The sequence below is a fragment of the Streptomyces sp. NPDC052079 genome (assembly GCF_040680275.1).
In the GTDB taxonomy this organism is placed as follows: Bacteria; Actinomycetota; Actinomycetes; order Streptomycetales; family Streptomycetaceae; genus Streptomyces.
On record NZ_JBFAWL010000017.1, the window covers coordinates 54175 to 75975 of the forward strand.

Annotated in this window: 19 protein-coding genes; 8 read left to right on the plus strand and 11 right to left on the minus strand. The window is 69.8% G+C overall.

From position 1 onward, the window contains the following. Positions 1-54: 54 nt before the first annotated feature. The gene (ppc, locus tag AB0L56_RS22990) at positions 55-2796 is read right to left on the minus strand and encodes a phosphoenolpyruvate carboxylase (RefSeq protein ID WP_365425830.1); all 2742 of its coding nucleotides are present in this window, start codon (positions 2794-2796) and stop codon (positions 55-57) included. A gap of 291 nt (positions 2797-3087) precedes the next feature. Between ppc and AB0L56_RS22995 the strand changes: the two genes are divergently transcribed. Genes AB0L56_RS22995 through AB0L56_RS23005 form a run of 3 tightly spaced genes read left to right on the plus strand, consistent with a single transcriptional unit; the run spans position 3088 to position 4978 of the window. Further along, a complete protein-coding gene (locus tag AB0L56_RS22995; protein ID WP_365425832.1) occupies positions 3088-4101 on the plus strand; it encodes a fatty acid desaturase in 1014 nt (337 codons plus the stop codon). Next, positions 4098-4775, plus strand: coding sequence for a TetR/AcrR family transcriptional regulator (locus AB0L56_RS23000; RefSeq protein ID WP_030870343.1), 678 nt, complete (start codon positions 4098-4100; stop codon positions 4773-4775). The genes AB0L56_RS22995 and AB0L56_RS23000 overlap by 4 nt, the downstream gene beginning before the upstream one ends. A 32-nt stretch (positions 4776-4807) precedes the next feature. Beyond that, on the plus strand, positions 4808-4978 hold the full coding sequence (locus AB0L56_RS23005) for a hypothetical protein (RefSeq protein ID WP_361027494.1): 171 nt from the start codon (positions 4808-4810) through the stop codon (positions 4976-4978). 35 nt (positions 4979-5013) lie between these two features. Here the strand turns inward: AB0L56_RS23005 and AB0L56_RS23010 are convergent, their stop codons facing one another. Together AB0L56_RS23010 and AB0L56_RS23015 are read right to left on the minus strand one after the other, a co-directional pair. Further along, positions 5014-5376, minus strand: a complete 363-nt coding sequence (locus AB0L56_RS23010) for a VOC family protein (protein ID WP_365425835.1) — start codon at positions 5374-5376, stop codon at positions 5014-5016. A gap of 4 nt (positions 5377-5380) precedes the next feature. Then, positions 5381-6178, minus strand: coding sequence for a trans-aconitate 2-methyltransferase (locus AB0L56_RS23015; protein ID WP_365425837.1), 798 nt, complete (start codon positions 6176-6178; stop codon positions 5381-5383). 114 nt (positions 6179-6292) lie between these two features. Here AB0L56_RS23015 and tamR point away from each other — a divergent pair, with 114 nt between their 5' ends. Next, positions 6293-6790, plus strand: a complete 498-nt coding sequence (tamR, locus tag AB0L56_RS23020; RefSeq protein WP_361027504.1) for a MarR family transcriptional regulator TamR — start codon at positions 6293-6295, stop codon at positions 6788-6790. On the opposite strand, the gene AB0L56_RS23025 is transcribed toward tamR, so the two are convergent. Next, complete coding sequence (locus AB0L56_RS23025; RefSeq protein ID WP_361027507.1) at positions 6749-7516, minus strand: response regulator transcription factor; 768 nt, start codon at positions 7514-7516, stop codon at positions 6749-6751. The two genes, tamR and AB0L56_RS23025, sit on opposite strands and share 42 nt — an antisense overlap. Before the next feature lie 291 nt (positions 7517-7807). On the opposite strand from AB0L56_RS23025, the gene AB0L56_RS23030 reads away from it, so the two are divergent. Further along, positions 7808-8260, plus strand: coding sequence for a GNAT family N-acetyltransferase (locus AB0L56_RS23030; protein ID WP_361027510.1), 453 nt, complete (start codon positions 7808-7810; stop codon positions 8258-8260). A gap of 283 nt (positions 8261-8543) precedes the next feature. On the opposite strand, the gene galK is transcribed toward AB0L56_RS23030, so the two are convergent. The 3 genes from galK to galT are packed head-to-tail and all read right to left on the minus strand — an operon-like array spanning position 8544 to position 11753. Then, entirely contained in the window at positions 8544-9704 is a 1161-nt protein-coding gene (gene galK, locus AB0L56_RS23035) for a galactokinase (RefSeq protein ID WP_365425840.1), read from the minus strand. A 28-nt stretch (positions 9705-9732) separates the two neighbouring features. Continuing rightward, on the minus strand, positions 9733-10695 hold the full coding sequence (gene galE, locus AB0L56_RS23040) for a UDP-glucose 4-epimerase GalE (protein WP_361027516.1): 963 nt from the start codon (positions 10693-10695) through the stop codon (positions 9733-9735). Beyond that, positions 10692-11753: a galactose-1-phosphate uridylyltransferase gene (galT, locus tag AB0L56_RS23045; protein WP_365425842.1), complete on the minus strand. Its 1062-nt coding sequence runs from the start codon at positions 11751-11753 to the stop codon at positions 10692-10694. Before galT ends, galE begins: the two co-directional genes overlap by 4 nt. A gap of 173 nt (positions 11754-11926) precedes the next feature. On the opposite strand from galT, the gene AB0L56_RS23050 reads away from it, so the two are divergent. Further along, a complete protein-coding gene (locus tag AB0L56_RS23050; protein WP_361027521.1) occupies positions 11927-13606 on the plus strand; it encodes a sodium:solute symporter family protein in 1680 nt (559 codons plus the stop codon). A gap of 21 nt (positions 13607-13627) precedes the next feature. Then, complete coding sequence (locus AB0L56_RS23055) at positions 13628-13951, plus strand: hypothetical protein (RefSeq protein ID WP_361027524.1); 324 nt, start codon at positions 13628-13630, stop codon at positions 13949-13951. A 507-nt stretch (positions 13952-14458) separates the two neighbouring features. Here AB0L56_RS23055 and AB0L56_RS23060 read toward each other — a convergent pair. From AB0L56_RS23060 to AB0L56_RS23075, 4 genes are all read right to left on the minus strand, one after another. Continuing rightward, complete coding sequence (locus tag AB0L56_RS23060) at positions 14459-15130, minus strand: response regulator transcription factor (protein ID WP_365425844.1); 672 nt, start codon at positions 15128-15130, stop codon at positions 14459-14461. A 226-nt stretch (positions 15131-15356) separates the two neighbouring features. Next, positions 15357-17168 (minus strand): PQQ-binding-like beta-propeller repeat protein, encoded by a 1812-nt coding sequence (locus tag AB0L56_RS23065; protein ID WP_365425846.1) that lies wholly within the window; start codon positions 17166-17168, stop codon positions 15357-15359. 85 nt (positions 17169-17253) lie between these two features. Then, positions 17254-18972: a PQQ-binding-like beta-propeller repeat protein gene (locus tag AB0L56_RS23070; protein WP_365425848.1), complete on the minus strand. Its 1719-nt coding sequence runs from the start codon at positions 18970-18972 to the stop codon at positions 17254-17256. 260 nt (positions 18973-19232) lie between these two features. Next, on the minus strand, positions 19233-21044 hold the full coding sequence (locus tag AB0L56_RS23075) for an ABC-F family ATP-binding cassette domain-containing protein (RefSeq protein WP_365425850.1): 1812 nt from the start codon (positions 21042-21044) through the stop codon (positions 19233-19235). Between the two features lie 156 nt (positions 21045-21200). On the opposite strand from AB0L56_RS23075, the gene AB0L56_RS23080 reads away from it, so the two are divergent. Continuing rightward, positions 21201-21794, plus strand: coding sequence for a Uma2 family endonuclease (locus AB0L56_RS23080; protein WP_361027539.1), 594 nt, complete (start codon positions 21201-21203; stop codon positions 21792-21794). Positions 21795-21801 lie beyond the last annotated feature (7 nt).

Below are 21801 nucleotides of genomic sequence, written 5' to 3' on the forward strand. Positions count from 1 at the left end.
CACCCCCGGCCGTACGAGGCCGGGGGCACTGGTGTTTTCCGGTACTCCGGCGGGTCAGCCGGTGTTGCGCAGGCCGGCGGCCACGCCGTTGACGGTGAGCAGCAGGGCGCGGGAGAGCACCGGGTCGGGCTGTTCCTGGGCCTCGGCGGCGTCGCGCTGGCGCTTGAGGAGGGCGACCTGGAGGTAGGAGATGGGGTCGAGGTAGGCGTCGCGGATGCTGAACGTCTGCTTGAGGACCGGGTCGGCGTCCAGGAGTTCCTTTTCGCCGGTGACGCGGAGCACCTCGTTGACGGTGAGCTCGTGTTCGGCCTTGATGGCGTCGAAGATGTGCTTGAGCTCGTCGGGGACGAGGGTGTCGACGTAGTGCTGGGCGATGCGCAGGTCGGTCTTGGCGAGGGTCATCTCCACGTTGGAGATGAAGTTGCGGAAGAAGTGCCACTGCTGGTGCATCTCGTCGAGCACGGTGTCGAGGCCGGCTTCGCGCAGTGCCTTGAGTCCGGAGCCGACGCCGTACCAGCCGGGGACGATCTGCCGGGACTGGGTCCAGCCGAACACCCAGGGGATGGCGCGCAGTCCGTCGAGTGAGACGCCGGAGCCGGGGCGGCGGGAGGGCCGGGAGCCCAGGTGCAGTTCGGCGAGCTGGTCGACGGGGGTGGAGGCGAGGAAGTACGCCGGCAGGTCGGGGTCCTCGACGAGCTTGCGGTAGGCCGTGTGGGCGGCGTCGGAGACGACGTCCATGGCGGCGTCCCAGCGGGCGAGGGCCTCGTCGGACTGGCGGGGGGCGGTGTGCAGGGCGGACGCCTGGAGGGTGGCCGCGACGGTGAGTTCCAGGTTTTCCCTGGCCAGTGAGGGGATGAGGTACTTGTCGGAGATGACCTCGCCCTGTTCGGTGACCTTGATCTCGCCATCGAGGGTGCCCCAGGGCTGGGCGAGGATGGCGTCGTGGGTGGGGCCGCCGCCGCGGCCGACGGTGCCGCCGCGGCCGTGGAAGAGGCGCAGGCGGACGCCGTAGCGGTGGGCGACGTCGCGCAGGCGGCGCTGGGCGCGGTGGATTTCCCACTGGCTGGTGGTGATGCCGCCGAACTTGGAGGAGTCGGAGTAGCCGAGCATGACCTCCTGGACGTCGCCGCGCAGGGCGACGAGGCGCCGGTAGGAGGGGTCGGCGAGCATGTCCTCGAGGATGGTGTCGGCGGCCTTGAGTTCGTCCGTGGTTTCCAGCAGCGGGACGATGCCGATCTTGGCCCAGCCTGCGTGCAGGTCGATGAGTCCGGCCTCGCGGGCGAGGACGGCGGCGGCGAAGACGTCGTCGGCGCCCTGGCACATGGAGATGATGTAGGACTCGATGACTTCGGGTCCGAAGACTTCCAGGGCGCGCTTGACGGTCTGGAACACGCCGAGGGTCTTTTCGCCGGCGGCGTCGACGGGTGCCGGGGTGGGGGCGAGTGGCCTTCTGCTGCGCAGTTCTTTGGCGAGGAGCTTGGAGCGGTAGTTGCGGGGCATGTCGGCGTACCGCCAGGATTCCTCGCCGAGCCGGTCGAACAGCTGGCCGAGGGCGTGGTGGTGGGCGTCGGCGTGTTCGCGTACGTCCATGGTGGCGAGCTGGAGGCCGAAGGCGGCGAGGGTGCGGATGGTGCGGGCGAGGCGGCCGTCGGCGAACAGGCCGCCGCGGTGTTCGCGCAGGGAGGTCTGGATGATGCGCAGGTCGGTGAGGAGTTCGCCGGTGCCGAGGTAGTCGCGGCCGGGCTCGTGGGCGGTGCCCTTGGCGAGGCGGAGCTTGGTGTTCTCCAGCTTCTGGCGGATGCAGGTGGCCTTGAGCCGGTAGGGCTCCTCGGCGTTGAGCCGCTTGTAGCGGGGGCTGATCTCGGGGAGAGCGTCGAGGTCGGCCTGGAGGGAGGTGAGCAGTTCCTCGGTGGCGCCGGTGTAGCGGATGGAGTTGGAGAGGAGGCCGCGCAGTTCGTCGATCATCTCCAGGGCGTCGTTGATGCCGTGTTCGTGCTGGAGGATGAGGACGTCCCAGGTCACCTGGGGGGTGACGTTGGGGTTGCCGTCGCGGTCGCCGCCGATCCAGGTGCCGAAGGTGAGGGGGCGGGTGTCGTCGGGGAGGTGGATGCCGACGCGTTCGAGTTCGGCGGTGAGGTCCTCCAGGACGTCGCCGACGGCTCCGGCGTGGAGTTCGTCGAGGTAGTAGATGGCGTTGCGGGCCTCGTCGGCGGGTTCGGGGCGGACCACGCGCAGTTCGTCGGTCTGCCAGACGAGGTCGATGTTCTCGGCCAGCCGGGTGTCGAGGCGGCGCCGGTCGGAGGCGAGGACGGGGGTGTCGAGGAGGGCGGCGATCCGGCGGAGCTTGTTGAGGACGGAGCGGCGGGCGGCCTCGGTGGGGTGGGCGGTGAAGACGGGGCGCACGTTGAGGTGGCGCACGGTCTGGCGCAGGTGTTCGGGGTCGGCGTCCTTGAGCCGGTCGGCGGTGCGGGAGAGCAGGCCGCCCTCGGCGGCCCGGCGGGCGCGGAGTTCGCGGCCGCGGTGCACCTGCTCGGTGACGTTGGCCAGGTGGAAGTAGGTGGAGAAGGCGCGGACCAGCTTGGCCGCGGTCTCGAGTTCGGTACCCCGCAGCAGTTCCGCGGCGGCCTCGCCGTCCTCACGGGTGAGTCGGCGTACCTTCTCGACGAGGTCGAGCAGTTCCGGGCCCTCCTGGCGGACGAGGGTCTCTCCTAGGAGGTCACCCAGCCGGCGGATGTCGGCACGCAGTTCGCTGCTCGTGGTTGCCGTGGACACGGCCTGGTCGTCGGCACTGCTCACAGGTGCGGCTCCTTGCAGTGTTGAAGCTCTCCGGGAGGGAACCCGAACGGTGTCCCGCGCGGCGTGCGCCGCTTACGGGCCGGGCGTCCGGGAAGAAATCAGAGCGGACCGCGCTGTCCGACCGATCTCCAGGATAGGTGTCGACCCGGACGCGCAGGCCCACGGGCTCTTGCCGCCGGGCCACGCACTGACATACTTACGTTGCCGTAGGTTACGGAACCGTAGGAAAGTCGTGCGTTTCCGGCGGCCGCGGCACCACCCTCAGTCCACATACCCCACCGGGGGACACGTATGACCTCACGTTCCGACATGCTCGACGCAGCCTCGAAGCAGTCCCGGTCCGACGACGCCGCGCCCTCCGCCACGCTGGGCGGGGAGCGCAAGCGGTCCATCGAGCAGATCACGCTGCTGCTCTTCATCACGGTCCCGTTCCTGGCGCTGCTGGCGGCGGTGCCGCTGGCGTGGGGCTGGGGAGTGAGCTGGCTGGATCTCGGTCTGCTGGTGTTCTTCTACTTCCTCGGATGCCACGGCATCACCATCGGCTTCCACCGTCATTTCACGCACGGTTCGTTCAAGGCGAAGCGGCCTCTGAAGGTCGCGCTGGCGATCGCGGGATCCATGGCGGTGGAGGGGCCCCTGGTGCGGTGGGTGGCCGATCACCGCAAGCATCACAAGTTCTCCGACGCCGAGGGCGACCCGCATTCGCCGTGGCGGTACGGGGAGACGGTTCCGGCGCTGATGAAGGGCCTGTGGTGGGCGCATATCGGCTGGATGTTCGATGAGGAGCAGACGCCGCAGGACAAGTACGCGCCGGATCTGATCAAGGACAGGACGCTGCGGGCGATCTCCCGGCAGTTCATTCTGTGGACGGCGCTGTCGCTGGGGCTGCCCGCGCTGATCGGCGGCCTGGTCACCGTGTCGTGGTGGGGCGCGTTCACCGGCTTCTTCTGGGGGTCGCTCGTCCGGGTGGCGCTGCTGCACCATGTGACGTGGTCGATCAACTCGATCTGTCATGCGGTCGGCAAGCGGCCGTTCAAGTCGCGGGACCGTTCGGGGAACGTGTGGTGGCTGGCGGTTCTGTCGTGCGGTGAGTCCTGGCACAACCTGCACCACGCCGACCCGACGTCCGCGCGGCACGGGGTGGAGCGCGGGCAGCTGGATTCGTCGGCCCGGCTGATCCGCTGGTTCGAGCAGCTGGGCTGGGCGTACGACGTGCGGTGGCCGTCACGCTCCCGTATCGATTCGCGCCGTAACACCGCGGAAGGCGGCTCCCGGCAGGGGACGGAGTCCGTCGAGGCGGCATGATGGTCGCCGTGGCGACCGACTCCAGCAGCACCCCCAGCAACGACAAGCCGCGGCGTGCGCGCCGTACCCGGATGACCGGTGCGGAGCGCCGCCAGCAGCTGCTGGAGATCGGCCGCACGCTGTTCGCGGCGAAGGGCTTCGAGGGCACGTCGGTGGAGGAGATCGCGGCGAAGGCCGGGGTCTCCAAGCCGGTGGTGTACGAGCACTTCGGCGGCAAGGAGGGTCTGTACGCGGTGGTGGTGGACCGCGAGATGCGGCGGCTGCTGGACATGGTCACCGGTTCGCTGACGGCCGGCCATCCCCGTGAACTGTGCGAGCAGGCGGCGTTCGCGCTGCTGGACTACATCGAGGAGTACACGGACGGTTTCCGGATCCTGGTCCGTGACTCGCCCATCCCCCAGTCGACGGGATCCTTCGCCTCCCTGATCTCGGACATCGCCACCCAGGTGGAGGACATCCTGGGCCGCGAGTTCAAGAGCCGCGGTTTCGACCCGAAGCTGGCCCCGCTGTACGCGCAGGCGCTGGTGGGCATGGTCGCCCTGACGGGCCAGTGGTGGCTGGACGTGCGCAAGCCGAAGAAGGCGGAGGTGGCGGCCCACCTGGTCAACCTGGCGTGGCACGGCCTGGACGGCCTGGAGCCGAAGCCGCGGTTGATAGGTCACCGGAAGAGCTGAGGACACGGCCCGCCGTGTGGGATCGTGCGGGCATGATCGAGATGACGGTCGACGAGGCCGCTTCCCAACTGGATGATCTGGTGCGCCGCCTGGCCAACAGCCGTGAGCCCGTCGCGATCACCGACGACAGCGGCGTGACGGCGCTCCTTGTCGCTCCCCGGCTGATCAAGGACATGGAGGACGCCCTCGCCGACCTTCGGTGACGGCAGGCGGAGGAAGTCCGCAGGCAGCGGGACCGTCAACCGACCGGTTCCAGGAACTCCAGGCGGTTGCCCACCGGATCCTCGGAGTAGAAGCGTCTGCGGCGCGGGAGGCCGTCGTCCCAGGTCACGGGGGCGCCGTGGGCGGCCAGGCGGGTCGCGTACGCCTCGATGCCGGTCACTCTCAGACCGGGGTGGGCCTTTCGTGCGGGCCGGAAACCGTCGTCGATGCCCAGGTGAAGGCGTACGTCCCCGGCCTCGAACCAGCAGCCGCCGCGTGCGGCCAGGGCCGGCGGCTTCGGCACCTCCGTCATGCCGAGGACATCGGCGTAGAAGGCGCGCAGCCGTTGCTCGGAGCCGGGCGGGGCGGCGAGCTGCACATGGTCGACGGCGGCGAGCATCCCCTCACACCCCCTTGCTCGCGACCGCGAAGACGCGGCGGAAGGGGAACAGGGTGCCGTGGGGCCCCGCCGGGTAGGCGGACCGCAGGGCGGTGCAGTATTCGGCGACGAAGGCGTCGCGGGCCTCGGGATCGTCCGCCAGAGCCGTCAGCACGGGGCGCAGGCCGGTGCCCTTGACCCAGTCGAGGACGGGATCCTCCCCCTGCAGCAGATGCACGTACGTCGTCTCCCACGCATCGGTGATGCAGCCCAGGGCGGTCAGCCGCTCCAGGTACGCCTCCGGGCGGAGTACGGCGTCGTCGTGGCGCAGGACGCCGGACAGGCGGTCGCGCCACCGCGCGGAGCCGGCCAGTTCGCGCATCAGTGCGTGGCTGGGGGCGTCGAAGTTGCCCGGCACCTGGAAGGCGAACGTGCCGCCGGGGGCGAGCCCGGCGATCCACTCGGGGAACCGGTCGGCGTGCCCCGGGACCCAGTGCAGCGTGGCGTTGCTGACGATCAGGTCGTGCGGCCCGTCCGGCGTCCAGGTACGGACGTCGGCGTGGGCGAAACGGAGCCCACCGTGGTCGGCGCGGGCCTTGTCGAGCATCTCGGGCGAGTTGTCGTAGCCGGTGATCTGCGCGGCGGGCCAGCGTTCGGCGAGTAGGGCGGTGACGTTGCCGGCGCCGCAGCCGAGGTCGGCGATGCGGGGCGGGTCCCCCGGAAGTTCCGGGATGCGGGCGAGCAGGTCGGTGAAGGGCCGGGTCCGGTGACCGGCGTGGCGCAGATACTGGGCGGGGTCCCAGACGGGGGTCGCGGCGGGCATGGCGCCTCCTCGTAGCCAGTAAACGAATATCCAGCGTCACCCGCCACACATCTCGACGTCAAGATGCTCGATCTCAAGAGACTTCACATCGACACAACCACTACACTGATCGGCATGGAGGACGAGGTCGATCGGCTGGTCGCGGCGTGGCGCCGGGAGCGCCCGGACCTCGACGTGGAACCGCTCGAGGTGCTCAGCCGGGTGAGCAGGCTGGCCAGGCACCTGGACCGGGCACGCCGGCTGGCGTTCGCGGAGCACGGTCTGGAGTCCTGGGAGTTCGACGTCCTGACCGCGCTGCGCCGCGCGGGCACCCCGTACCAGCTCTCGCCGGGGCAGCTGCTCACCCAGACGCTGGTCACCTCGGGCACGATGACCAACCGTATCGACCGTCTCGCCAAGAAGGGCCTGGTGGAGCGGCTGCCCGATCCCAGTGACCGGCGCGGTGTCCTGGTCCGGCTCACGGACGAGGGCCGCGACCGCGCCGATCAGTCGCTGGCCGGGCTGCTGGCGCAGGAGCGGGCGATCCTCGGTGAGCTCACCCGCGCCCAGCGTGGCGAACTGGCCGGGCTGCTACGCCAGTTGACCGCCCCGTTCGACAACATCCCCGGTTAGGTCGACGGGCCCGACGCCCGCCCGGCGGGCGAGGGCCACCGCGGCCAGGGTCGAGTGCACGCCCAGTTTCCCCAGGACGTTCTGCATATGCGTCCGTACGGTGTGCGGGGACAGATACAGGCGCTCGGCGACGGCCTTGCGCCCCAGCCCCGCCACCATGCACCGGAGCACCTCCCGCTCGCGCGGGGTCAGGGACTCCACCAGCCGTTCGCTCTCCGTGCGGTGCCGCCGGGCCGCGGTCAACTCCCGCAGTACGCCCGTCAGCAGGGCGGGCGGCAGATGCGTCTCGTCGCGCAGCACTCCTCGGATGACGGTGAGCAGCCGGTTCAGCGAGCAGTCCTTGGCCACCCATCCGGAGGCGCCCGCCTGCAGGGCGAGCGCGGCCCGGGCCGGGTCGTCCTTCTCGGCGAGGACGACGATCCGTACCTGGGGCTGTGCCGAACGCACGCCGGTGACCAGCGATATCCCGTCGACGAGCCCGTCCTCGTCACCGGCCTGCACGGGCACCGCCGGCCGGCCGCCCGGTACCTTGCCGCCGAGATCGGCGTCGACGAGCAGCACGTCGAAGCGCCGCCCGTCGGAAGCCGCCCGCTCCAGGCAGCGCAGCGCGGCCGGGCCGCTGCCCGCCGCGGACACGTCGACGTCGGGCTCTGCGGCCAGGGCCGCGGCCAGTGACTCGGCGAAGATGCGATGGTCGTCGACGACCAGGACTCGAATGCGAACCACGAAACCCCCTTCCCCAAGCTCTTCCCAGAGCAGGGGACTACCCCATCGTCGGAGGCCGACACCGGCGCGGGTACGGCGCCGAGGCCCCTGTCACTGACTCACACCGGACGTGGAACGGGCCACCGCGACCGCACGGCCGCCGCCGTGCGACCACCGCCGCCCCACCTCGAACGCCGTACCCGACTGTCTCGCCCCCTGAACGGCGCCGGCCCCCACCGGCGCTGTTCATCAGGGTACGGGCGGGGGCCGGGAGCGGAAGGTTATTTGCAGAACTGGCGGCCTTGCGCGTTTATGGTGAGCCGCATGTTTCGTATTGAGATAGAAGTCGACAAGGCCCGACGTGATCTGCTCCACAGGAGTCTGAGGGACACCAATACGGCGGCGTCACCGGTGCTGCGCGCCCTGCGCGGAACCCCGGACGAACGTGAAACGCCTTTGCACGTGTGGGCGTTGGATGCGAACGGTGATCTTGCGGGCGGTCTGGTCGGCCACACCTGGACGGCCTGGCTGCATGTGACCTACCTCTGGGTCGACGCCCGGCACCGCGGAGCGGGCCTGGGCTCCCGCCTCCTCATGGAATCCGAACGCGTCGCCGCCGAACGCGGCTGCACCGCCTCCCGCGTGGAGACCTGGGACTTCCAGGCCCCGGACTTCTACCGGCGCCAGGGCTACGAGGTGGTGTGCGTGATCCCCGACTACCCGCCGGGGATCACCGAGTACACCCTGACCAAGCGGCTGGCGTGAGACTCAGCGGGACCAAAGCCTGTCCGGCGGATCATGCCGGGGACGCGGGGTCTGGCACGCCCATCTGCGGCGTTGTCGTTGGTCGCCGACTCCCCCACTCTCGACTTCTCTCCCACTCTCGGCCTCGCTCGAGCGGGGGGACCCTCATGAGCGGGGGGACCCCCATCGCGTCGACTCTCTCCCCTCCGCCTTGCAGCTGGACGCAGCAGATCCGCTCACCTGGGGTTGCACGGCACCGCCACTTTCCCCCGACTTGATCGGGCCGGACAGGCCATACCGCGACTCAGCGCACCCGCCGCGCGCCGGCCGAGGGCACCGCCTCGAAGACGCGGGGGGTTTTGAACCCGGCTGCGGCGAAGGCCTCTTCGACCGCCTTGGTGACGGCGGCGACATCGGCCTCCTCCGCCAGGACGATGGCCGAGCCGCCGAAGCCGCCGCCGGTCATCCGGGCGCCGAGGGCGCCTGCGGCGACGGCCGTCTCCACCACCAGGTCGAGTTCCGGGCAGGAGACGCGGAAGTCGTCGCGCAGGGAGGCGTGGCCCTCCACGAGCACCGGCCCGATGGCGCGGGTGTCGCCCGACTCCAGCAGCCGGACCACGCGTTCCACGCGGGCGTCCTCCGTCACTACGTGACGGACCAGCCGGCAGACCTCCTCCTCGTCGCCCAGCCGCCCGAGCGCCGCGTCCAGTTCCCCGAACGGCACGTCCCGCAGCGTGTCCACGCCCAGCAGGGCGGCGCCCTTCTCGCAGCCCGCGCGGCGTTTGCCGTACTCGCCCTCGCTGTGGCTGTGCTTGACCCGAGTGTCGACGACAAGCAGGCGCATGCCCTCGGCGGCCAGGTCGAAGGGAATTTGCCGCTGGGAGAGGTCACGGGTGTCGAGGAACAGGGCGTGGCCCGTCTCGCAGCAGGCCGACGCCGTCTGGTCCATGATGCCGACCGGGGCGCCGACGTAGACGTTCTCCGCGCGCTGGCACAGCCGGGCCAGCTGCCGGCCGCGCAGTTCCAGCCCGAACAGGTCGTTCAGCGCGAGCGCGACCACTACTTCGATGGCCGCGGACGACGACAGGCCCGCGCCCGCCGGGACCGTCGAGGCGAGGTGGATGTCCGCGCCGGTGACGGCGTGTCCGGCCTCGCGCAGCGCCCAGAGGACGCCCGCCGGGTAGGCGGTCCACCGCTTGTCCGACTCGGGGGCGAGGGCGTTCACCGTCAGTTCGACGACCGGCTCGGACACGTCGGCGGAGTGCAGGCGCAGGACGCCGTCGTCCCGCCGGGACACCGCGGCGACGGCGGTGTGCGGCAGGGCGAACGGCATGACGAAGCCGTCGTTGTAGTCGGTGTGCTCGCCGATCAGGTTGACCCGGCCCGGCGCCGCCCACACTCCGTCCGGCGCGGCCCCGTACAACTGCTCGAACCGTTCGGCGACGGACCCGCTGGTCTCGCTCATGCCCTGCCCCTTGCCCCTTCGTTGCGTTCTAGTCGGCCTGCTGCTGCGCGAACGTCCACGCGTCCGCGACGATCCCGTCGAGGTCGGCGCGCGACGGGTTCCAGCCGAGCTTCTCCTGTGCCGTGGCGGCGGACGCCACCAGTACCGCCGGGTCGCCGCCCCGGCGCGGCGCGACCACCTCGGGGATCGGGTGACCGGTGACCCGGCGCACGGTCTCGACGACCTCGCGGACGGAGAAGCCGTTGCCGTTGCCGAGGTTGCAGATCAGGTGCTCGCCGGGCGCGGCGGCCCGCAGCGCCAGCAGATGGGCCTCGGCCAGGTCGGCGACGTGGATGTAGTCGCGCACGCAGGTGCCGTCGGGCGTCGGATAGTCGTCCCCGTACACCGAGATCGCCTCCCGCCGCCCCTGGGCCACCTGCAGTACGAGGGGAATCAGATGGGACTCGGGGTCGTGGCGCTCGCCGTACGGCCCGTAGGCGCCGGCCACGTTGAAGTAGCGCAGGGAGACGGCGCCCAGTCCGTGTGCCTTCGCCTCGCCGGTGATCATGTGGTCGACGGCCAGCTTGGAGGCGCCGTACGGGCTGGTGGGGCGGGTGGGGGCGGTCTCGGGGATCGGCACCTGCTCGGGTTCGCCGTACGTCGCCGCCGTGGAGGAGAACACCAGCCGGCGCACGCCCGCCTCACGCATCGCGCCGAGCAGGGCCATGGTGCCGCCGACGTTGTTGTCCCAGTACTTCTCCGGCTTCAGCACGGACTCGCCGACCTGGGAGAAGGCGGCGAAGTGCAGCACCCCGTCGAACGAGGAGTCCACCCATTTGGCGGCATCGCGGATGTCGCCCTCGATGAACGACGCGCCCGTGGGAACGCCCTCCCGGAACCCGGTGGAGAGGTTGTCGAGCACGACGACCTCGTGACCTGCCTCGATCAGATGCTGGGCGACGACGCTGCCGACATAGCCCGCGCCCCCGGTGACCAGGTATTTACCGCTCATGAACTCGCTACCTCCCGCAGTCGCTCGGCTGCGCGCTCCGGCGGCACGTCGTTGATGAAGACGTTCATGCCGGACTCGGAGCCCGCAAGGAACTTCAGCTTGCCGGATGTGCGGCGGACGGTGAAAAGCTCCAGATGGAGCGCGAAGTCGTCACGGGTGACGCCGTCGAACTCCTCCAGCGCGCCGAACGGCGCCTGGTGCCAGGCCGCGATGTACGGCGTGGGGGGCTCACCTTCGCCGAAGATCCGGTCGAAGCGTTTCAGCAGCTCCAGATACACCGCGGGGAACTCCGCGCGCGCCGCCTGGTCCAGCCCCAGCAGGTCGGGCACCCGGCGCCTGGGATACAGGTGGACCTCGTAGGGCCAGTGCGCCGCGTACGGCACGAAGGCCACCCAGTGTTCACCCTCCAGGACGACCCGCTGGTCAGCCGTTTCCCGCTCCACCACGGCGTCGAACAGGTTCTCCCCGCCGGTCGCCTCCTTGTGCGCGGCCACTTGGCGCAGCATCAGGGCGGCGCGGGGGGTGGTGAAGGGGTAGGCGTAGACCTGCCCGTGCGGGTGCTGGAGGGTGACGCCGATCTCGGCCCCCCGGTTCTCGAAGCAGAACACCTGTTCAACGGAGGGCAGATGCGACAGCTCGGACGTCCGGTCGGTCCAGGCATCCAGCACCAGCCGTGCCTGACGCTCGCTCAGATCCGCGAAGGAGGCGTGGTGGTCGGAGGTGAAACAGACGACCTCGCACCGCCCCGAGTCCCCGGCCAGCGAGGGAAAGCGGTTCTCGAAGACCACCACGTCGTACGACGTGTCCGGGATCTCGCTCAGCCGGTCCCCCTCCGAGGGGCACAGCGGGCACTCGTCGGCCGGCGGGTGATAGGTGCGCCCCTGACGGTGGGAGGCGATGGCGACGGAGTCGCCCAGCAGCACGTCGCGGCGGATCTCGGACGTGGTGACGGTGGGCTCCAGCGGGCGGCGGTCGACGGCGTCGCGGACGGTGTCGTCGGCGAGGTCGTAGTAGATGAGCTCGCGACCGTCGGCCAGCCGGGTCGAGGTCTTCTTCACTGCCACACTCCTCTGCACCTAACCACCCAACACAATCAAACATAACACATCACAACTCACCAGCGAACCGCCCTCATCACAATCAAACAAAGAACACCATCTCACCTGTTCACTTTCCGAACACTCAGGCGTAGGTTCCGCAACGGATCAGTTCGCTAACGAAGCGAGTATGTATGCAAACGCCCACATATCTAGCCGCAGAGCTTCGGCTCCCCACCAACTGGCTGGACTACACGATCCTCGGGATCTACTTCGTCGTCGTGCTGGGCATCGGCTTCGCCGCGCGCCGCTCGGTCAAGACCAGCCTCGACTTCTTCCTTTCGGGCCGCTCCCTGCCCGCCTGGGTCACCGGCCTGGCCTTCATCGCGGCCAACCTCGGCGCCACCGAGATCCTCGGCATGGCGGCCAACAGCGCCCAGTACGGCGTCTATACGACCCACTGGTACTGGATCGGCGCCATCCCCGCGATGGTCTTCCTGGGCCTGGTGATGATGCCGTTCTACTACGGCAGCAAGGTCCGCTCGGTCCCCGAGTTCCTGCTGCTGCGCTTCGACAAGGCGGCCCACCTGCTGAGCTCGATCCTCTTCGCGGCGGCCGCGATCCTCATCGCCGGAGTGAACCTCTACGCCCTCGCGATCGTCGTCGAGGCCCTCCTGGGCTGGCCGCAGTGGGTGGCGATCGTCGTCGCCGGCTTCTTCGTGCTGGCCTACATCACCCTGGGCGGTCTGTCCTCGGCGATCTACAACGAGGTCCTGCAGTTCTTCGTCATCCTGGCCGCGCTCATCCCCATCACCGTGCTCGGCCTGAGGAGCGTCGGCGGCTGGGACGGCCTGTCCGACTCCCTCACCGCCTCCCGCGGCGACAACTTCATGACCGCCTGGGGCGGCACGGGCATCGGCAGCGACAACCCGCTCGGCGCCAACTGGCTGACCATCGTCCTCGGCCTCGGCTTCGTACTGTCGTTCGGCTACTGGACGACCAACTTCGCGGAGGTGCAGCGTGCCCTGTCCGCGAGGAACCTCTCGGCGGCCCAGCGCACCCCGCTCATCGCGGCGTTCCCGAAGATCTTCATCGTGTTCCTGGTGATGATCCCGGGCCTGGTGGCAGCGGTCCTGGTCCCGCAGATCGGCACCGGCGACTCGGACCTGCAGTACAACGACGCCATCCCGTACCTGATGCAGCAGCTCCTGCCCAACGGCGTGCTGGGCATCGCGGTGACCGGCCTGCTGGCGGCGTTCATGGCGGGTATGGCGGCCAACGTGTCGTCCTTCAACACCGTCTTCACCGCCGACATCTGGCAGAAGTACGTGGTCAAGCACCGCGAGGACGAGTACTACGTCCGCTTCGGCCGCCTGATCACCGCGATCGGCGTCCTCGCCTCCATCGGCACGGCGTTCCTGGCCAGCTCCTTCTCCAACATCATGAGCTACCTGCAGACGCTGTTCTCCTTCTTCAACGTGCCGATGTTCGTCGTCTTCATCATCGGCATGTTCTGGAAGCGGGCGTCGATGAAGTCGGGCTTCTGGGGCCTGATCGCCGGCACCACCGCCGCGATGGTCAACTACTTCGTCATCTACAAGCAGGGCATCATCGACATCCCCTCCGACCAGGGCGCCAACTTCGTGTCCGCGATCGCGGGCTTCGTCGCGGGCGCGGTGGTGATGGTCGCCGTGTCGCTGTTCACCGCGCCCAAGCCGGCCGAGGAACTCCAGGGCCTGGTCTACGGCACGCGCTCCCCCGGCATGGCGGAGCCGCCCGCCGCGGGCGACGACGCGTGGTACCGCAAGCCGGCGCTGCTCGGCTGGGGTGCGGTGATTCTGGCGGCCGCCTGCTACATCCCGTTCTCGTTCTGAACGCGGGAGGATTGAGAGACCATGTCCGATCACTACTCCGAGCGGGATCTTCAGCGGGAGATCACCGAACTGGAGACCAAGTCCGCGACGGCTGCCCGGCTGTTCGACATCCGGCGGATCATCGGTGGGCTGTTCGTCCTGTACGGCGTCATCGTGACGATCGCGGGGTTCGCGGCGTCCGATGCGGATATTGACAAGGCGGAGGGCGTCAATATCAACCTCTGGACGGGGTTGGGGATGCTGATTCTGGGGCTGCTGTTCCTGCTGTGGCTCAAACTCCGCCCCACGGCTCCGCCCCCACCGGCCGCCGTCCCGGACGAGCGGGAGGATCCCGGCGCGGGGTGACTGCGTCGGCGCGGGGTGACTGCGTCGGCGCGGGGTGACTGCGTCGGCGCGGGGTGACTGCGACGGCGCCGGTGCTGACTGGGTGCCGTGCGCTGGTGTGGCCCGGGGGTGGGTTGCGCAGCCCGGCGCAGGCGGGGTGCCGTCGCGCCCACCCGTGCCGCCCCAGCGGCACGACTGCCCGCGGGAACGGGGGAGCGGCGCCGCGACAGCGCGCGGATCGCGGGAGGCGGCGCGGCGGCGCGCGGAGGGCGGCAGTGGGGGCGCGTGGCGCGCGGGTTTGGCGCCGACGGCGGGGAGGGGACGGGGCGGGGGTGTTCGCCCGCAGTGGCTGGCGCGTCCGCGCCGGTCAGCTCCACCGACAGGCGCAGTCGCGCCAGTCCGAGGACGGACACCCCCGACCCGGCCCCGCACCACCCACCCACCGTGGGCGCTACCCAAGCCCCCACCGGAGGGACCGCTGCGCCGCAGGCATCCCGCCCACCCGGGTGGCGCCGCAGGCGGTGGGGGTCAGTTGGGCGGGCCTGCGCGGTCCAGGAGGCCTGTGCGGGCGGCCAGGGCGGCGGCCTCCAGCCTTGAGCCCACGCCCAGTTTCATCAGCACCCGCTGCACATGCGTACGCGCCGTGGACGGAGCGATGCCCATCCCCGCCGCGATCAGCCGGGTGTCCTCCCCGTCCGCCACCCGCACCAGCACCTCCACCTCCCGAGGCGTCAGCATCTGCAGCAGCCGCTGCCCCTCATCGTCAGGCTGCGCCGCAGGATTCAGCAGCTCCCCGAACGCCCCCTGCAACAGCTGCGGCGCCACCGCCGCCTCCCCCGCCCGCGCCTTCATGATCGCCCGCTCGACCCCCTCGATCCGCTCGTCGTGCCGCACGTACCCCGACGCCCCCGCCGCGAACGCCGCCGCGATCCCCCGAGGCGACGGCACCGGCCCCAGCACGACCACCGCCACCTGCGGCCGCTCCCGCTTGATCTTCACCACCGGATCGAACGTCCCCGGCTCCGCCGGCGCCGCCGTGCCCAGCAGACACACCTCCGGCGCCCTGCTGATCACCAGATCCGCCGCCCCCACCGCCGGCGCCGCCGCGGCCAGCACCCGGTGCCCACGCAGCTTCAGCGCCGACGCCAGCGCCTCAGCGAGCAGCCGGTGGTCGTCGACCACCATCAACCGCACACCCATCGAACGACCAACCCCCCAGAACAACGCACCCCCGGACCCACCCCCGGATGCCCCCGGAAGCTACACGCTTGTTCGACGTTGCGCTCCCCCTACCGGCGAGAATCGCCCCGGATCACCGAAATTCTCGTATTCGGTGGCGATGAGCGCATGATGAGCGGTACGCGCACGGCCCCGCCCCTGAACAGGGACGGGGCCGTGCGCAATACAGCCAAAAACCGCGCCGCGATCAGCCCGTGCCGAACGCGATCACCAGATACTCCTTGTCACCCGTGGAGAAGTCACTCGCGTACACCTTCGACATGTATAGACCCCCCTGCGAGTACAGGATCTCCGCGGTCGACGGCAGCATCCGCCCCTCCACGTCCCGCACGCTCTGCGTCGCCGGGTTCTCGAGGAGCACCGTCTCCTTGAAGGTCCCCCCGTCGATGCTGACGATCTGCCCGCCCTTGTCGTAGGGCGGACGCTTGTACGCGATCACGTTGCCGCCGTCCATCCGCAGCGGAGTGATCTCGTAGTCCTCGCCCGCGTCGGCCCGCTGACCGGTCTGCTTGCCGGTCGCGAGGTCGAAGGCCACGATCTCGTTGGTCCGGCCGTAGGAGTCCCCGCCGGTCTCGTGCTCCTCCGTCGCGATGTACAGCCGGTCGTTGCCGACCGCCAGCCCGCTGCACTCCTCCATCTTGTAGATGGCGTCGCACTCGGCCGCGTAGTCGTCGCCCGGAGCCGAGATGCGCTGGCGCAGCTTGCCGGTCTTGTTGTCGATGGAGAAGAAGTCCGAGATGCCGCTGCCGTCACCGGCGCTGTCGCCGACGTCGGCGGCCACGACCAGCGGATCGGTGGACACGACGGCGGCGTACTCGATGCCCTCGTCCATCTTGTACTCGGTGATGACGTTCCCGGTCTTCGGGTCGATGGTCTGGATGTGCAGCTGACGCTGCTCGTACGTACCGCACTTGCGGACCGCGACCAGTTTGGCGCCGCCGCCGTACCCGGAGTCGTAGCAGGCGTCGGACGTCTTGGGCGCCCAGAGCTGCTTGCCGGAGGAGATCTCCCAGGCGGTTCCGCCGCTGGTGCTGCCCGCGGCGACGGTGTTCCCGCTGAGGGTGACGTTGTTGAAGCTGATCGGCGTGGTGCCGGACTTGCCGGACTTGGACCACAGCGTCTTGCCCGCCTCCAGGTCGACGATCGCGACCTGGGTGCAGGACTGCGGATCGCCCTTGGTCGGCATCTTCGGCTTGTGGACGATCGCCGTCTTGTTGTCATCGGTGACATGACGGGTCGCGGAGCACACCGGGCCGGGCAGGTCGATGGTCCACTTCTCGGTGCCCTTGGCGCGGTCGTAACCGACGATCTCGGCGACGCCGCTCTTGGCGTACACCGTGTCGGTCAGCCAGGAACCGGAGGTGTCGATGGACGAGACGCCCGTGGGCAGCTTCGGCGCGGGCACCTGGAAGAGCACCTTGGAGGCGGTGTCGGCGGGAGCCTTCTCCTTGGCTTCCCCGCCGGAGGAGGAGCCACCGGACCCGCCCTCGCCGTTCTTCCCTTCCTCGCCGCCGCCGGTCGCGGTGGTCTTCTTGTCGTCGTCCTTGCCGGACGACGCGTACCAGACGCCGCCGCCGACGATCAGGGCGATGGCGACGACCGCGGCCACGATGATGGCCATCTGCGCGTTGATCTTCCGCCCGCCGCCACCCGGCTGCGGCTGCATCGGCATGGTCGGCGGCTGCGGGTATCCGTACCCGGGCTGCCCGTACGGCCCCGGCTGCGGCGGCTGACCGTACGGCCCGGGCGGCTGCTGCCCGGGATACCCGTACCCGCCGGCCGGCGGCTGCTGCGGATACCCGTACCCGGGCCCCTGCGGGGCGGCCGGAGGAGCAGGCGGAGCCGACGGCGCCTGCGGGTAGCCATACCCGGGCTGGGGCCCTGACGCGGGCCCTGATTCAGGAGCCGCGGGAGCGGACGGCTGCCGCGAAGGATCCTGCGGCGGCCCGAACCCCGGCTGCTGCGGCGGCTGGTTGGGCGGCGGAGGCGGCTGGGTCATGACGTAAGTACCTCGGGAAAGGGAGAGGGGAAGGGGCCGACGGGCGGCAGGAAAGTGACGAGAAGGACAGCACCGCTCACGTACATCACTTGCCGTAGGCGAGCATCAACTTCTCCTTCGACTCGTCATTTCCGGTCAGCCGGGTGGTCGAGAGGTAGAAGCGTCCGTCGACCCAGTCGATCGCCTTGCTGAAGAAGCTGCTCTCGATGTCCGCGACGCCCTGCGGGTTCTGCATCAGCTTGGCCGGCTTGTGGCTGCTGCCCGTGAGGGGAAGGGCGACGACCTGGCCGCCCGAGTCGTAGGAGGCCTCGACGTAGGCGACGAGCTTGCCGTTCTCGACCTTCATCGGCACCATCGACTCCTCCACGGGGGAGGATTCACGCCACCGCTCCTTGCCGTTGTCGAGGCTGATCGCGACGATCTCGTTGGCACCGGTGGTCGCCTTGGTGGGCAGGTAGAGGGTGTCGCCCTCGACGGTGACGCCCTGGCAGCCCTGGAGGTCGCGCGCGAGGATGGCCCAGCCGCAGCCGGGGTCGAAGTCCTCGTCGACGGCGACCTGCGAGCGCAGCTTGCCCGCGGCGGTGAAGGCGGCGATGTTCCAGGACTTCTTGTCGCCGTCCTCCTCCTTGGTCGCGTAGACGACCAGCGGGTCGACGGAGAAGGTCCGCTCGACCCGCCAGCCCTTCTCATACGCGTAGGTCCACTTGGCCTTGCCGGTCTTCGGGTCGAGCTCTTGGACCTCGTCGTGCGCGTTGTCGCCGCCGGCGCCGCAGGACGCGACCTGGATCAGCCGTTCACCGCCCGCGAAGGCGGAGGGGAAGCACGCGTCGCTGTACTTCTTGGCTTCGAACATCTCCTTGCCCGTGCGCACGTCGTACGCCGTGCCGGACTGCGAGCGGCCCACCATCAGCGTGTTGCCGGTGAGGGACATCTCGATGGAGAGCGCGGAGTCGAACAGATCGCCCTCGGCGACCTCGGCCGTCCAGCCCTTCTCGCCGGTGTTGAGGTCGACGAGCTGGAGCTGGTTGCACGTGGCCCGGTCGCTCTTGCCGCTCTTGTAGGCGATGACGACCTTGTCGTCGGCCGTCTTCTCCGTGGTGACGGAGCAGATCTCCTGAGGGAAGGTGATGGTCTCCCAGGTGGGCTTGCCGTCCCCGATGTTGTAGGCGGAGAGCTCCTTGTAGGCGGCCTTCACCGCGGTCCTGTCGGTGATCCACATACCGGGTGCGTCGGCGCCGGAGCCGGGGGCGTCGGGCGCCTCCTTGTACCAGAGGACCTTGGACTCGCCGGCCTGGCGGCCCTCGTTGAGGTTCTCCGGGTCGTCGCCGCCGTCGCCGCTGCCGTCGCCCGGGTTGACCGGGGCGCCGCCGGAACTGTCCGGCTTGGCGTCGTCGGTCTGCTTGGCGACGGGCTTCTTGTCCTTCTTGCCGTCGTCACCGGTGACGGCCCACACGGTGCCGCCGATCACCAGCAGCGCGGCCACGGCGGCGCCGACGACGAGGGCGGGCTTGCCCTTGAAGGGGTTGCGGGAGCCGGAACCGCCGGGCGGGGCGCCGGGCGCTCCGGGGAACTGCGGCTGCGGGTATCCGTACCCGGGCTGCTGCCCGTAGGGACCGGAGGCGTACGGACCGGAGGTGTAGGGCCCCGGCTGCTGCGGGTAGCCGTACCCGGGCTGTGGCGCACCGGCCGGCGGCCCCTGCGGGGGCGGCGGCGGAGTCTGCGGCGCCCCGAAGCCGCCACCCGGCGGCGGATCCTGCGGTGCTCCGAAGCCGCCGTGCGGCGGCTGATTGGGCGGCTGAGCCATCAGCGCGTTCCCCCTTGCTCACTGATTTTTAGCCACGCCCTGAGGTATGCGGTGAACCCAGAGTCGTATTCAGACGTTGCTTAGACGGGCTCTTTCTATCACCCGGCACCGACACACCACCGGGCCGTATCCGCCCCTGTTCCCAAGGGAGGACCGGCCCGTGATGCCCTCGTTACGCGCCTTCACGCCCCCTTCACACCACCGCGCGCCCTCCCACGACGCCGGGCGGTTGAGGCACCCTCAGCTCAGGCGCCGTCCGCTCAGGCGTCCTCCGCCAGTTCCAGCCAGCGCATTTCCAGTTCCTCCCGCTGGCCGGACAGCTCCCGCAGTTCGGCGTCCAGTTCGGCCACCTTCGCGAAGTCGGTGGCGTGCTCGGCGATGGCGGCATGGAGTGCGGTCTCCTTCTCGGAGATCCTGTCCAGCTGACGCTCGATCCGCTGCAGTTCCTTCTTGGCGGCGCGCTGGTCGGCGGCGCTCTTCTCGGGCGCCGCGCTCCGGGGCGCCGCCGCGGGGACGGCGGCCGCGGCGGCGGCCTCCTCCATCCGCTTGCGGCGCTCCAGGTACTCGTCGATGCCGCGCGGCAGCATGCGCAGGGTGCCGTCGCCGAGGAGGGCGAACACCCGGTCGGTGGTGCGCTCGACGAAGAACCGGTCGTGGGAGATGACGATCATCGAGCCGGGACAGCCGTCGAGGACGTCCTCGAGCTGGGTGAGGGTCTCGATGTCGAGGTCGTTGGTGGGCTCGTCGAGGAAGAGGACGTTGGGCTCGTCCATCAGCAGCCGCAACAGCTGCAGCCGCCGCCGCTCACCGCCGGAGAGGTCCCCGACCGGCGTCCACTGCTTCTCCTTGTTGAAGCCGAAGGTCTCGCACAGCTGACCGGCGGTCATCTCGCGTCCCTTGCCGAGGTCGACGCGTTCGCGCACCTGCTGCACGGCCTGGAGCACCCGCCAGTTGGGATCCAGCTCGGCGACCTCCTGGGACAGATAGGCCAGCTTGACCGTCTTCCCCACCCGGATGCCACCCGCCGCGGGCTGCACCTCGCCCTCGCTGCGGGCCGCGTCCGCCAGTGCCCGCAGCAGCGACGTCTTGCCCGCGCCGTTGACGCCGACCAGGCCGATGCGGTCCCCGGGGCCGAGATGCCAGGTGACGTGCTTGAGCAGCACCTTGGGCCCGGCCTGGATCGTGACGTCCTCCAGGTCGAACACCGTCTTGCCGAGCCGTGAGGAGGCGAACTTCATCAGCTCGCCGCTGTCGCGCGGCGGGGGAACGTCCTTGATGAGCTCGTTGGCGGCCTCCACGCGGAACCGCGGCTTGGACGTCCGCGCGGGCGCCCCGCGCCGCAGCCAGGCCAGCTCCTTGCGGACCAGGTTCTGCCGCTTGACCTCCTCGGTGGCGGCGATGCGCTCACGCTCCGCGCGGGCGAAGACGTAGTCGGAGTAGCCGCCCTCGTACTCGTAGACGTCCCCGCGCTGCACGTCCCACATGCGGGTGCAGACCTGGTCGAGGAACCACCGGTCGTGGGTGACGCAGACGAGCGCGGACCGGCGGGCCCGCAGATGCTGGGCGAGCCAGGCGATGCCCTCGACGTCGAGGTGGTTGGTGGGCTCGTCCAGGACGATCAGGTCCTGCTCCTCGATGAGCAGCTTGGCGAGGGCGATGCGCCGCCGCTCCCCGCCGGACAGCGGCCCGATGACCGTGTCGAGGCCCTTGGGGAACCCGGGCAGGTCCAACCCGCCGAACAGTCCGGTCAGGACGTCCCTGACCTTCGCGTTTCCGGCCCACTCGTGGTCGGCCATGTCCCCGATGACCTCGTGCCGGACGGTGGCCGCGGGGTCGAGCGAGTCGTGCTGGGTGAGCACCCCGAGCCGCAGCCCGCCGGAGTGCGTCACCCGACCGGTGTCGGCGTCCTCGAGCTTGGCCAGCATCCGGATCAGGGTGGTCTTGCCGTCGCCGTTGCGCCCCACGACACCGATCCGGTCCCCTTCGGAGACGCCGAGGGAAACCCCGTCGAGCAACGCCCGCGTGCCGTACACCTTGCTGACGTTCTCGACATTGACCAGGTTGACGGCCATTTCTCTCCTGCCCGGTGGATCGATCAGCTTTCCAGCGTAGGCCCTCGCGGAACGGACCCGGGACGCGAGGAGACAGTCACTCGTTGTGATGACGTGATCGGAAACGGACGGCTACCGTGGAGGGCAGGCAGCAGGATCCCGTCCATGGGAGGAACCATGACCGCCGAGTCCGTAGAGCACCGTGTCCAGTGGCCGGTGCCGCCGCTGGACGGCTACACCGTGGATGACCTGTTCACGCTGCCCGATCTCCCGCCGCACACCGAGTTGATCGACGGGAGTCTGGTTTTCGTGAGTCCGCAGCGCCGTTTCCACGGCAACGTGATCGACTTGCTGGTCAACGGCCTGCGCAGCAGTCTGCCTGGCGAATTCAAAGTCAGCCGGGAGATGACCGTCGTCCTTGACAAGCGCAACGGACCCGAGCCCGATGTGAGCGTGCTCCAAGCGGATGCGATCACCGGTCCGGGACAGACGAGCTATCAGGCCGTGGACGTCCGCCTCGCCATCGAGGTCGTCTCCCCCGACTCGGAGTCCCGCGACCGCACGACCAAACCGCAGAAATACGCCAAGGCCGGAATTCCGAACTTCTGGCGCGTCGAGGAGAACGGATCCACCGGAAGGCCCGTCATCCACGTCTACGAACTCGATCCCGTGACTCAGTCCTACGTACACATGGGTATGCACCGTGACCGGATCAAGGTCGAAAAGCCCTACGCCATCGACATCGATCTGACGGCCATCGACGAGCTCTGAACCAAGG